Here is an 11711-nt window from a genome sequence, read left to right on the forward strand (position 1 = left end):
GGGCCGTCCGTCGATCACGATCACCGCGCCTCCTCGTCCCGACTGCTCGGTCGAGTGGTCCGAGATCGTCCTTCCCGGCGGGGTGGAGGACGATCCCGGACCACTCGACGGGAGCGTCAGGGCGTCAGGGCTCGAGGTGTGCGTAGTCCGGCAACTCGAGCGCGTCGGCCGGCGGGGTGGAGAAGCGCGCCCCGAGCCGACCCGCGACCCGGGTCGACGCGAGCCGCACCCCGGCGTGGAACAGCGCGACGCCGGCGCGGGACGTCGGGTTGGCGACCCGCGGCACCCCCGGTGGCAGCTGCTGTGCCTGCTCGACGTACGGCCGCATCAGCCGCTCGTACCCGGCGAAGGCGTCACGGTGGTGACGGTGCGAGGCGAGCTCTCCGGCCAACACGTAGGCCCCGGCCAGCGACAGGCTCGTGCCCATGCCGCTCACCGGCGAGGCGCAGTACGCGGCGTCACCGAGCAACACGACCCGGCCCGACGACCAGCGCGGTGCCCGCACCTGCCCGATCGACTCGAAGTAGAGGTCGTCCGCGTGGTCGAAGCCGTCGAGCACGCGTCGGGCCTCCCAACCCGCGTCGTCGAAGATCTCGTGCAGTCGGGCCCGCTGTTCTGCGACGGTGCGACGCTCGGCCCGGCCCCGCTCACGGGTGCGGTCGGTGACGAACGACATCGCGGCCCGGATCGTCCCGTGGGCGTCGGGCCGCAGGGTGATCGAGCGACCCCCGGCGGCGTTGTACCAACGCCACCAGTCGTCGTCGGCGGCCGTCCGCGGGATCGTCGCGTACGAGGTCTCGAGCCCCAGCGACCGGATCGTCGGCTCGTCGCCGAACACCAGGCGCCGCGTCGACGAGCCGATGCCGTCGGCGGCGACCACGAGGTCGAAGCGTTCGTCGGGAGCGTACTCGAACGACACGACGACGCCCCGCGAGCCGGACCCGGGAGGCGCGGTGCCGACGGGCGTGGAGGCCGCGGTGGTCGTCGGGTCGCCTCCGGTGGCGGCATCGGCTGCGGGGCCGGCGGCCCCCACCCCGCCCCCGACCTCGTCGTCCTCGCGAATGCCGGTGATGCGGTCGCCGAAGCGGTACGTGGTGCCATGACCCCGGCCGTCGCCCCTGGTACGCCCGACGAGGAGCCGCGCGAGGTCCCCCCGCAGGATCTCGAGTTCGGCGGTCGCGCCTCCTGAATCGGAGGTTCCGGCGGGGAACTCGGCGACCGTGCCGCCCGTCGGCCCGACGAACCGGGTGCCGACCTCGCCCGTGGTGGCGGCGCGGACGTCGTCCTCGAGGCCCATGCGGCGTACGACCTCGCGGCCAGCACCACGGACGTCGACGTTTTGCCCGCCGGTCCGCAGCTCGGGGGCTCGTTCGACGATCGTCGTCTCGAACCCGTAGCGGTCGAGCCAGTAGGCGAGGGCGGGCCCCGCGATGCTGGCACCCGAGATGAGGACGCGGGTGCGCGTGGTGGGGATGGTCACGAGTTGCTCCCTGAATTGATTATCAACGATATTGGCAATCTACACGGCTATCGTGGAGTCGTGACCGACATCGACCCCCACTACCGCCCCGATCGCGACGACCGCACCCGGGCCCGGCGTGACGGTCGCGAGCTGCCCGCGGACGACATCCGTGCCCGCGTGCAGCAGGTGTCGGTCCGACAGCAACGGTTCGAGCGGCACCTGGCCGAGCGCCTCGGCGTCGACCGGGCCGGGCTCGACGCCATGGACCACCTGATCACGACCGGCCCCGCGACCCCGAGCGAGCTGGCCCGCCGCGTCGAGGTGTCGACGGCGGCGATGACCCTCGTGCTGAACCGCCTCGAGTCGGCCGGTCACGTGCGGCGCGAGCGACACCCCTCCGACGGCCGCAAGCTGATCGTCACGGCCGAGCAGGCGTCGGCCGACCGGGCCTACGAGCAGGTGCTGCCGATGATCGACGGCATCGAGCGCCTCGTCGACGGCATGGACGAGACCGAGCGGGCGGTCGTGCAGGGCTTCCTCGACCGGCTGATCGCCGTGTACGACGACGCGACGCCCTGAGGCCGTCCGGAGCTCGTCGACGAGATGTCACGACGTGCCGGGATGAGACGCGGCTGCGGGCTCGGAGCGGTCCGGCCGGCGATGGATCAGCAGGGCGCCTACGGCTGAACCGGGTCGCTCCACGACGGGAACGGCGCGTACTCGCCCGGCACCGACTCCTCAGGGAAGTCCGCCGGGTCACGATCAGCGATCGCAGAGACCAACTCGCCCGAGTCGTTCGTCCAGAAGACCTCGCTGTACACGTCCACCGTGTATTGCCCGATCTCGCTGCTGACCGACTCCCACCCCTTCTCGTCGAAGTACTCGATCATCGGGTCGAGATCGGCACGAGCGCCCGTCGCCCCCTCGAGCTCGACGTTGCGGCTGGCCCGGAAGTAGTAGCTGTTCTCCTCGGTGGCGCCCTCGGGCGCCTCGCCGAACGCATTCGCCCCACCCGGCACGGGGAGTACGTCCCCGCCGATCCAGATCCATGGCCCGTCCGAGATCTGCAGCTGCGCCTCCTCGAGCACGCCCTCCATCTCGACGTACCGCTCCGACGCCGAACCGAACTCGTCCTCCAACGACGACTCGGCCACCTGGGCCTGCGTCATCCCCGCCACGTCCCTTGCATCCTGCCCCGCCACGTCGTCTCCGTTCTCCGCGCTCGACGCGCACCCTGTCGTCACGAGCACCAGGATCGTCGCCACGAGAGCAGCGACGTGGTGCAGGCGATGGTTCATGACTTCGTTCATCAGTCCGGTCTTCCGTTGGCCACGATCTGCGAGATGGTCTTGAGGGATGTCGAGCCGAGGAACAGACCGAGGGGCGCGAGACCGTTGCCCTCGGCAAGCGTCGCGGAGAGGTCGTCGGTGTGGAGGTCGTCGAACCGTACGAGTGCGCCATCACGGTGACGAAGCATGCCGGGTGGTCGGCCCGAGCGTCGTGCACACCGTCCAGGAACGACGCGAGCTCGGCGGCGCCGGACAGTGCTCGTCATGCCCACCACACCCCCGTGCGAACCAACTGGTCTGTACCGAGGAAGTTAGCATCCTCCCGTCCAGGGAAGGCCGGGCGGCCGTGAGCCGGGCCGCCGTGGGCTCAGTGTCTCGCGCCTCCTGACGCCCCGAAGTCGAGCAGCCACTCGTGGGCCGCGGCGACGAGTGCGTCCACGCCGTTCGTCAGGGTCGGCTCGACGACCGGTGCGTAGAGCGGCGAGTGGTTCGAGGGCAGCTGTCCGACGAGGCGGGCGAGGTCCGCGGGCGACTCGGCCTCGGCGAACGACGCGGGGTCGGCGCCCCCGAGCAGCCAGAAGCTGCACGGGGCACCGGCCGCGGTGGCGAGGATGCCGATGTCTTCGCTGCCCGTCACCGGCCCGGGAGAGATGACGCGTTGCTCGCCGAAACGACGCACCAAGGAGGCGCGGGCGCGGTCCGCCGCGGACGGGTCGTTCACGACGGCCGGGAAGCTCTCGTAGTGCTCGACGGTGGGCGGCTGCGGTGCGCCGGCCGCCGCGGCCTCGCCCTCGGCGATGCGCGTGACGGCGGCGAGCGCCCGCTCGCGGACGTGCTCGTCGAACGACCGCATGCTGATCAGGATCTCGGCGGTGTCGGGGATCACGTTGTTCTTGGTACCCGCATGGATCGAACCGACCGTGACGACCAGCCGCTCGGCCGCGGAGGTCTCACGCGACACGACGGTCTGCAGCCGGAGGACGGTCGCGGCCGCCATCACGACGGGGTCGACGGTCGTCTCGGGGCGTGATCCGTGGCCGCCCCGGCCGTGGAAGGTGATGCGGATGCCGTCCTGCGCGGCGAAGGCGGGGCCGGACTGCAGGGCGACGAAACCGGCCGGGAACGGCGCGACGTGCTGGCCGAGGACGACGTCGGGGAGGGGGACGCGGTCGAACAACCCGTCGGCCACGACCGCCCGGGCGCCGGCACCGAGCTCTTCGGCGGGCTGGAAGAGCACCTCGAGGGTGCCCGACCAGGTGTCGTCACCGGCCAGCCGGCGGGCGGCGCCGACGAGGCAGGTCACGTGCACGTCGTGACCACAGGCGTGCATCACCGGCACGTCGCGCCCGTCGGGGTCGGTGCCGCGGGCCGTGCTGGCGTAGTCCAGGCCGGTGGCCTCGGCGACGGGCAAGCCGTCCATGTCGGCCCGCAGCAGCGCGGTCGGACCGTGCCCGCGGCGCAGCACGCCGACCACACCCGTGCCGCCGACGCCGGTGTGCACCTCGAAGCCGAGGGCGGTGAGCTCGGCTTCGACGATCGCGGCCGTCGCGTCCTCGTGGAACGACAACTCGGGGTGTCGGTGGAGGTGCCGGTACAACTCGCCGAGCGGTGCGCCCACGGCGGGCGGCCGGGCGTCGTCGGGAAGGGGGCGCGGCTGGTCGATGCCGGTCGAGGTCATGAGGTGCTCCTCTGGTGATGCGTGGGTGGTTCGTCGTCTCGACGCTACTCACCACCCCCGTCACTCGCCAGGTGCCCGCCGCTCCCTCGTGACGGTCGACCAGCCCTACCCTCGAGGGGTGACCGAGACGACCGACGACCTCGTCCCGCTCGTCGACCGGTGGGTCGAGGGCTGGGCGCTCTCGCGTGGCGCCGCCCGTCACCGCGACGGCGACGCCTGGCGGGTCGACGTCGCCGCCGCGACCCGCGCGGTCGAACGGATCGTGGCCCGGCCGACCCTGGCCGAGCTGACCCGCCTCGTCGACGAGACGATCACGCCCGACGTCTGGCTGTCGGTGGTCGGCCCCCTCGACGACGTCGCCCGCCCGACCCTGGCCCGACTCGAGGCGGTCACCCACGCCGAGCGCATGATGACGGCCCCCGTGTCGGCGACGCCGTCGCCCCGGGGGATCATCGTCGACGACGACGACCGGGTCGTGCACGTGAGGGTCGAGGTCGACGGCGTCGTCGCCGCCCGCGGCCAGGCGGCGATCGTCGGCGAGCACGTCGTGTTCGACCGCATCGCGACCGAACCCGACTTCCGGAGGCGCGGGCTGGGTCGCCGCGTCATGGCCGGTCTCGAGCACGGGGCCGCCGCCCGAGGAGCGACGACGGGCCTGCTCTTCGCGAGCGCCGACGGTCGCCGCCTCTACGAGAGCCTCGGCTGGCGCGAGGTCGCCGAGCTGGGCACGTGGCGGGGCCGCGGCCTCCCGGGGTGACGACCCGCGCCTCCTGGGGGCACCGAGATGTCAGGACTTGCCGCTCACCTTCGTAGATGAGCGGCAAGTCGTGACATCTCGCGGCGGCGCGGGCGGCCACCTGCCACGATGACCTCGTGACCGAGCGCGCACCCGACCCCGGCGGCCGACCCGCCCGTGGCCCGACCCGTGGCCCGGCTCGTGGCCCCGCCCGCAGTCCGAGCCGCGTCCGCGAGGTGCTGTCCGCGTTCTCGGTGCTCGGGGTGACGTCGTTCGGCGGTCCGATCGCCCACCTCGGGTACTTCCGGGCCGAGGCCGTGACGCGTCGACGTTGGCTGGGCGACGGGCCGTACGGCGACCTGGTCGCGATCGCGCAGTTCCTTCCGGGGCCGGCCTCGAGCCAGGTCGGGTTCGGGCTCGGTCTGCTGCGGGCGGGTCCGGTCGGGGCGCTGGTCGCCTTCGTCGCGTTCACCCTGCCGTCTGCGGTGATCATGTTCGCCGTGGCGACGGGGGTCGGGCTGCTCGACGGCGTCGTCGGGTCGGCGATCGTCGCGGGGCTGAAGATCGGCGCCGTCGCGATCGTGGCACATGCCGTCATGGGCATGTGCCGGACCCTCGCCCCGGATCGGACGCGCGCGAGCATCGCGGTGGCCGCCGCCGTCCTCGCACTGACCTTGGCGGGACCGGCCGGGCAGCTCTCGGCGATCGCGCTGGGAGTGCTGGCCGGGCTCGTCTTCTGTCGGACGGCCGGGCCCTCCGCCGGTGCGAGCCCGTCCGCGCCCCTTCGCTTCCCCGTGACCCGGGCCGCCGGCGTCACCTGCCTCGCGGTGTTCGCGGCGTTGCTCGTCGGCCTGCCCGCCCTGGCCTCCGTCACCGGTTCGGGCACCGTCGCGCTCGTCGACGTCTTCTACCGCGCCGGAGCCCTCGTCTTCGGCGGCGGCCACGTCGTCCTGCCCCTGCTGCACGCCGGCTTGGTCGAACCCGGCTTCGTCGACGACGACACCTTCCTGACCGGTTATGCCGCCGCCCAGGCGGTCCCGGGCCCGCTCTTCACCTTCGCCACCTACCTCGGCGCCGTGGCCGACATCGGACCAGGAGGCGCGCTCGGGGCCGTGCTCGCGACCCTCGCGATCTTCGCGCCGGGTCTCCTGCTGCTGGTCGGGGTGCTGCCGTTCTGGAACACCCTCGGCGACCGCGCGCCGGTCCGAGCCCTGATGCGCGGAGCGAACGCCGCGGTCGTCGGCCTGCTCGCCGCCGCCCTCTACGACCCGGTCGCGACGACGGCGATCACCGGTCCGGGGTCGTTCTGCCTCGCCCTCGTCTGCTTCGTGCTGCTGGTCGCGTGGCGGACTCCGCCGTGGGCCGTCGTCGCGGTGGCGGCGGCCGGCGGACTCCTGCTCGCGGTGCTGCCCGGCTGACCCGCGCCCGGCCCGCCCGGCGAGGCACCCGCGCCCCACCGGCACCCCGTGTTCTGCTGGGGGCATGCCGTTCGACCAGAGCCTCGTCCCGTGGATCATCGCCGCCGTCCTGCTCGTCGCCCTCGTCGTCGTCGCCGTCGTGCTGCGCACCCGGGCCCGTCGGGCCGTGGCCGCCGCGAAGGCCGCCGCCGACGAGCAGGCCCGGGCCGCCCGCGAGCAGCACGAGGCCCTCGCCGCGGCCCACGACGACGCCCTCGCCCAGGCAGCCGCCGACCACGCCCGCGAGCGCGACGCCCTGGGTGCCGAGCGCCAGGCCGCCCTCACCGAGGCGAAGCAGGCCCGTGACCTCGTCGCGGCCGGCCTCAAGTGGGAGGCCACCTCGCGCGACGACATCGCCGACGCCTGCCGTCAGCTGGGCGTGGACGCCGTGTTGCTGACCAACGTGGTCTTCGTGCCCGTGGCGACCAGCGCCTCCTCGCGGTTCGTCGCGCAGGTCGACCACGTCCTGCTCGGCGAGACCGGCGTGATGGTGATCGAGAACAAGGGCTGGAACGGCATCGTCTTCGACGGGCTCACGCCGAGCAGCGTGTTCCCGGCGTTCGCGGGCCTGTTCGACGAGAGCACGATGACGCCGCCGTTCGCGTTGCAGGTCGTCAAGGACTCCCCCACCGTGCTCACCGTGCGGACCCACCTCGGCCGGGACGCCCCGGCGTCGCAGGTGCGGCGGCAGGCGCAGCGACTGTCCGACCGGGTGCAGGCCGAGACCGGCGTCCGGCTCTGGTTCGACACCTGCGTGTTCTACTCGCACCGCGACGCGACGGTCTTCGCGACCGAGCGCGACGCCACCGACGGAGGCGCCGCGACGGCGATCGTGTCGCACCGGTCCCAGCTCGCGGGCGTCGTCCGCGAACTGACCTCGCGTCCGACGAAGAAGCTGTCCCGGGCCCGGGTCGACGACCTGGCCCGGCTGTTCGCTTCGTACGGCGCCGACGTGCTGCGCTTCGGCGCGTACGCCCAGGAGGCGCGGGTCGCGTCGACGCCCGAGGTCGCAGAAGCGCAGGAGGCGCGGGTCGCGTCGGCCCCCCAGGTGCCGGAGGCGCGGGTCGCGCCGGCCTCGGAGGCCGCGGACCCCCAGCGGCCCGACCCGACCGAGTGAGGTCGGCGAGATGTCACGACGTGCCGCTCGTCTTCGGAGGTGAGCGGCCAGTCGTGACATCTCGACGCACCGTCACCGGATGACGGGGTCGCCGCCGGCCCCCAACCCCGGCCCGGGGCCCTCGCCGAGCCCGTCGAGGTCGAGCGCTCCCTCCCAGTCGCCCGCGTGCCGACACGCCGCGGCACCCGACAGACTCGCGAGCCGCAGGCGTCCGGTCAGCACCTCGCCGCGGGCCCACCCCGCGAGGTAGCCCCCGACGAACGCGTCCCCGGCGCCGACGGTGTCGACCACGTCGATCTCGTGCGCGACGACCGGGGCCCGATCACCGCCGTCGACCGCGAACGCGCCGGCCGCTCCCGCCGTGACGACGACGTGCTGGTGGCCCGCCCCGACCAACGTGTCGGCGGCGAGCTCGGCCTGCTCGAGGCCGGACGCCCGGGTGTCGAACTCGAACGAGGACCCGACGAGGAACGGCACCTCGTCGACGCTCGCGACGACGAGGTCGGCCGCCGCGGCGAGCTCCCGGTGCGCCTCGGCGGCGGGCCGGTCGCCCCACAGGCGCGGCCGGTGGTTGACGTCGAACGAGACGAGGGCGCCAGCCTCGCGGGCCCGCGTGACGAGATGCCGGACGGCCTCGGAGGCCGAATCCGAGAGGCAGCCGGTGATGCCGGTGACGTGCACCAGGGTGCCGGGGGCGAGGTCGAGGTCGAGCGCGTCGACGTCCGCGGCGGTGAGGGCGCTGCCCGCGCTGCCGGCGCGATGGTACGAGACAGCGGTGCGACCGTCGGCGCGGACGTCCTTGACGAGCAGACCGGTGGGGCGGTCCGGGTCGACGACGGTGCGGGCCGTCACCCCCTCGGCCCGCAGCTCGCGGACGATGCGGCGGGCGAGCGAGTCGGCGGCCACCCGGCCGGCCCAGACGACCGGGACGCCCAGGTGGGCGAGGGTCATGGCGACGTTGGCCTCGGCGCCGCCCGTGCCGACGGCCACCTGCTCGGCCCGCCAGAGCTGCTCGTCGGGTCCCGACCGGAAGACGGCGAGGCCTTCGCCCACGGTGACGACGCGCTCGAACGAGCCCCGGGCGCGACCCCGGCCCTCGAACCCGCTCGGGACGCCGCTCACGCCGACACCTCCTCACGGAACGCCCGGGCACGGTCGGTGACCAGGTCGAAGCGGCCGGCGGCGACGGCGTCGCGCGGGGTGATCCAGCTCGTGCTGATCGAGTGCACGGCGTCCCCGCGATAGGACGCGGCCTCGGCGAGGCCCACCCCTCCGCTCGGCACGAACCGGAGGTCGGGGAACGGCCCGGCGAGCGCCGAGATCGCCGCAGCGCCACCGAGCTGGGCCGCCGGGAAGAACTTCTGCACCGTGAACCCCGCCGCGCGTGCCCGCATCACCTCGGTGGCCGTGGCCACGCCCGGGACGTGCGGCACCCCGAGCGCCCGGCACCGATCGGCCACCGACTCGTCGAGCCCGGGGCTGATCACGAACGTCGCCCCGGCATCGACGGACGCGTCGACCTGCTCGGCCGACAGCGCCGTGCCGCACCCGACGACGAAGTCGGGCACCCCCGCCATGGCCCGGAGCGCCTCGATCGCGTCCGGGGTGCGGAGGGTCACCTCGGCGCACGGCACGCCGCCCGCGACGAGGGCACGGGCGAGCGGAACGGCCTGCCCCGGGTCGTCGATCACGACCACGGGCAGCACGTGGATCTCGGAGAGGCGGATGAGGACGTCGACGGCGCTCATGCCACCACCCAACCATCGCCCGCCCACACCACACAACGACCCCGCGTGGCCTGTGGACGACGCCTCGCCCCCAGGAGGCGCGGTGCGCGTCGTGCCCTCACCGCGCCTCCTCGGGTCCTCGGTTCCGTCGGCCGCACCCTGTAGCGTCAGGGGGACGACGAGGCAAGACGACACCTGTGGTCGACGGACCATCCAGGGGCGAGGGGATCGGCATGGGACGCGTGACGGAGGGTGCCGACGCGGTCGGGCGAGCACTCAACACGGCCCTGCGGCGCGTGCCTCTCGAGAAGGTGCCGCTGTTCCGACAGTCGTTCATCGCCCTGCTGATCGTGCTGGCCGCGGTGCTCAGTGCGACCCTGCCCTGGCTGATCGTCACCGACGCGATCACGATGTGGCTCGGCGTCGCGGTCGCCGTCGCCGCGCTGGTGTTCGCCGCCCTGATGGCCCGCCACGCCGAGTTGCGCCGGTGGGAGATGCTCGTCCCCGCCGCCGACTTCGTCGCCGTGGGGCTGCTGCGCTACGGCACGGGCGACCAGCGGTCGGTCTTCCTGCCGATCGTGCTGCTGGCGGTCATCTGGGTCGCGTCCTGGCCCGGCCGGCGCAACGTGCTGCTGCCCCTGGTCGGAACGTGTGTCACCTTGCTGCTGCCGTACCTGTTCAGTTCGGAGGGTCGTGGCCCGAGCGAACTGATCCGCCTGGCGTTCGCCCTGATCGTCTACGCGACGGTGGCCGCGGCGGTCAACGAGCTGGCCCGCCAGGCGAAGGCGCGCCTCGAACGGGCGCGGGCCCAGCAGCACGCCGTCGAGCGCGAACTGAATCGGGCGGCCGTGGTGCAGCAGTCGCTGCTGCCTCCGGACGCCTCGACCCTGCCCGACGCGTTCGCGGTGTTCGGGGCCTGCGTGCCGGCCCGCGAGGTCGGCGGCGACTTCTTCGACTGGTACCCGACCTCATCCGGCATCGCCGTGACCGTGGGCGACGTGATGGGCAAGGGCGTCGGCGCGGGCATGATCGCGGCCGCGGTGCGCTCGGTGATCCGCAGCAGCGTCGACGACGGCGACCCGGCCGAGGCCTTCCACCGCGCCTCCGTGGGGTTGACGACGAGCGCCTACGACACCGAGACGCAGTTCACGACGTCCTTCCACGCCCGCATCGACGCCGACGGCGGCGTGCTCTGGGCCGACGCGGGGCACGGGCTGGCGTTCATCCGGCGCGCGGCGGGCGGCGTCGACCGTCTCAACTCGGCCGACCTGCCGATCGGCGTGGGCACCGCCTGGCATCGGCACCGCTCGCAGCTGAACGAGGGCGACGTGTTCGTCTGCGTCAGCGACGGGGTGCTCGACCTGTTCCCCGTCGAGCTCGAGGCGCTGTACGACCTCGAGCAGCTGCTCGCCGCGACCCCCGAACCGGCCCGCATCGTCGAGGTCGTCGAGGGTCTGGCCCGCGAGCGCGAGCGCAGCGACGACGTGACGGTCGTCGCGACGACGCTCGTGCCGACCTCGGTGCCGGTGCGCCCCTGAGCCGGGCGGCGACCGGATCGCGGGAGGCGCGGTGCCCGTCGGACGCACACCGCGCCTCCTCGTCCCCGCCCTGGGCGCGGTGCCTGCCATGCTTGCCCGATGACCCGCGCGCTGCTCATCGTCGACATCCAGCTGGACTACTTCCCCGGGGGTGCGTTCCCCCTCGTCGAGCCCGAGGCGGCAGCAGCCGCCGCCGGCGAGGTGCTCGAGGCGTTCCGGGCGTCAGGCGAACCCGTGGTGCACGTCTTCCACGTCTCGACCGGCGCCGGCGCGACGTTCTTCCGACCGGGGACGGCCGGCCTCGCCTTCCACCCGTCCGTCGAACCCCGTGACGGCGAGCTGGTCGTCGAGAAGCACGTGCCGAACAGTTTCGTGGGCACGGGACTCGAGGCGAGCCTCCGCGAGCGCGACGTGACCGACCTCGTGATCGTCGGGATGATGAGCAGCATGTGCGTCGACTCGACCACGCGGGCCGCACACGAGCTCGGCTTCACCTGCACCGTCGTCGCCGACGCCTGCGCGGCCCCCGACCTCGTGCACGCCGGGACGACCGTCGCCGGCCGCGACGTCCACGCGGCGTTCATGGCCGCCCTCGACGGCAGCTTCGCGACCGTCGTCACGAGCGAGTCCTTGCTCGCGGCCTGACCGCTCGGCGCGCAGGGCTGCGTCACGTTGGCTCCGCCTCTTCCCGCCACGAAGTGAACATG

General features: G+C 73.6%; 11 protein-coding genes. 6 read left to right on the forward strand and 5 right to left on the reverse strand.

What is annotated here, in order from left to right; translation table 11 throughout:
• Positions 1-124: 124 nt before the first annotated feature.
• Complete coding sequence (locus BIV04_RS08945) at positions 125-1480, reverse strand: FAD-dependent monooxygenase (RefSeq protein WP_255364228.1); 1356 nt, start codon at positions 1478-1480, stop codon at positions 125-127.
• Between the two features lie 60 nt (positions 1481-1540).
• Between BIV04_RS08945 and BIV04_RS08950 the strand changes: the two genes are divergently transcribed.
• Positions 1541-2041, forward strand: a complete 501-nt coding sequence (locus tag BIV04_RS08950; RefSeq protein WP_143048638.1) for a MarR family winged helix-turn-helix transcriptional regulator — start codon at positions 1541-1543, stop codon at positions 2039-2041.
• Between the two features lie 98 nt (positions 2042-2139).
• Here the strand turns inward: BIV04_RS08950 and BIV04_RS08955 are convergent, their stop codons facing one another.
• Together BIV04_RS08955 and BIV04_RS08960 are read right to left on the reverse strand one after the other, a co-directional pair.
• Complete coding sequence (locus tag BIV04_RS08955) at positions 2140-2760, reverse strand: hypothetical protein (RefSeq protein WP_143048639.1); 621 nt, start codon at positions 2758-2760, stop codon at positions 2140-2142.
• 358 nt (positions 2761-3118) lie between these two features.
• On the reverse strand, positions 3119-4429 hold the full coding sequence (locus BIV04_RS08960; RefSeq protein ID WP_083396310.1) for an amidohydrolase: 1311 nt from the start codon (positions 4427-4429) through the stop codon (positions 3119-3121).
• Positions 4430-4547: 118 nt separating this feature from the next.
• Between BIV04_RS08960 and BIV04_RS08965 the strand changes: the two genes are divergently transcribed.
• From BIV04_RS08965 to BIV04_RS08975, 3 genes are all read left to right on the forward strand, one after another.
• Positions 4548-5186, forward strand: coding sequence for a GNAT family N-acetyltransferase (locus BIV04_RS08965; RefSeq protein ID WP_177174797.1), 639 nt, complete (start codon positions 4548-4550; stop codon positions 5184-5186).
• A 215-nt stretch (positions 5187-5401) separates the two neighbouring features.
• Positions 5402-6583 carry a chromate efflux transporter gene (gene chrA, locus BIV04_RS08970; protein WP_071255951.1) on the forward strand — a complete coding sequence of 394 codons (1182 nt, stop codon included), beginning with the start codon at positions 5402-5404 and terminating at the stop codon, positions 6581-6583.
• Between the two features lie 64 nt (positions 6584-6647).
• Complete coding sequence (locus BIV04_RS08975; RefSeq protein ID WP_071255914.1) at positions 6648-7739, forward strand: nuclease-related domain-containing protein; 1092 nt, start codon at positions 6648-6650, stop codon at positions 7737-7739.
• Between the two features lie 72 nt (positions 7740-7811).
• Here the strand turns inward: BIV04_RS08975 and BIV04_RS08980 are convergent, their stop codons facing one another.
• Both BIV04_RS08980 and BIV04_RS08985 read right to left on the reverse strand, forming a co-directional pair.
• Entirely contained in the window at positions 7812-8861 is a 1050-nt protein-coding gene (locus BIV04_RS08980) for a sugar kinase (protein ID WP_071255915.1), read from the reverse strand.
• A complete protein-coding gene (locus BIV04_RS08985; protein WP_071255916.1) occupies positions 8858-9487 on the reverse strand; it encodes a bifunctional 4-hydroxy-2-oxoglutarate aldolase/2-dehydro-3-deoxy-phosphogluconate aldolase in 630 nt (209 codons plus the stop codon). Before BIV04_RS08985 ends, BIV04_RS08980 begins: the two co-directional genes overlap by 4 nt.
• A 212-nt stretch (positions 9488-9699) precedes the next feature.
• Here BIV04_RS08985 and BIV04_RS08990 point away from each other — a divergent pair, with 212 nt between their 5' ends.
• Complete coding sequence (locus BIV04_RS08990; protein WP_071255918.1) at positions 9700-11004, forward strand: PP2C family protein-serine/threonine phosphatase; 1305 nt, start codon at positions 9700-9702, stop codon at positions 11002-11004.
• Between the two features lie 99 nt (positions 11005-11103).
• Positions 11104-11649, forward strand: a complete 546-nt coding sequence (locus BIV04_RS08995) for a cysteine hydrolase family protein (RefSeq protein WP_071255920.1) — start codon at positions 11104-11106, stop codon at positions 11647-11649.
• Positions 11650-11711: the final 62 nt, after the last annotated feature.

Origin of the sequence: Frigoribacterium sp. MCBA15_019 (genome assembly GCF_001864945.1) — a bacterium.
Classification (GTDB): domain Bacteria; phylum Actinomycetota; class Actinomycetes; order Actinomycetales; family Microbacteriaceae; genus Frigoribacterium.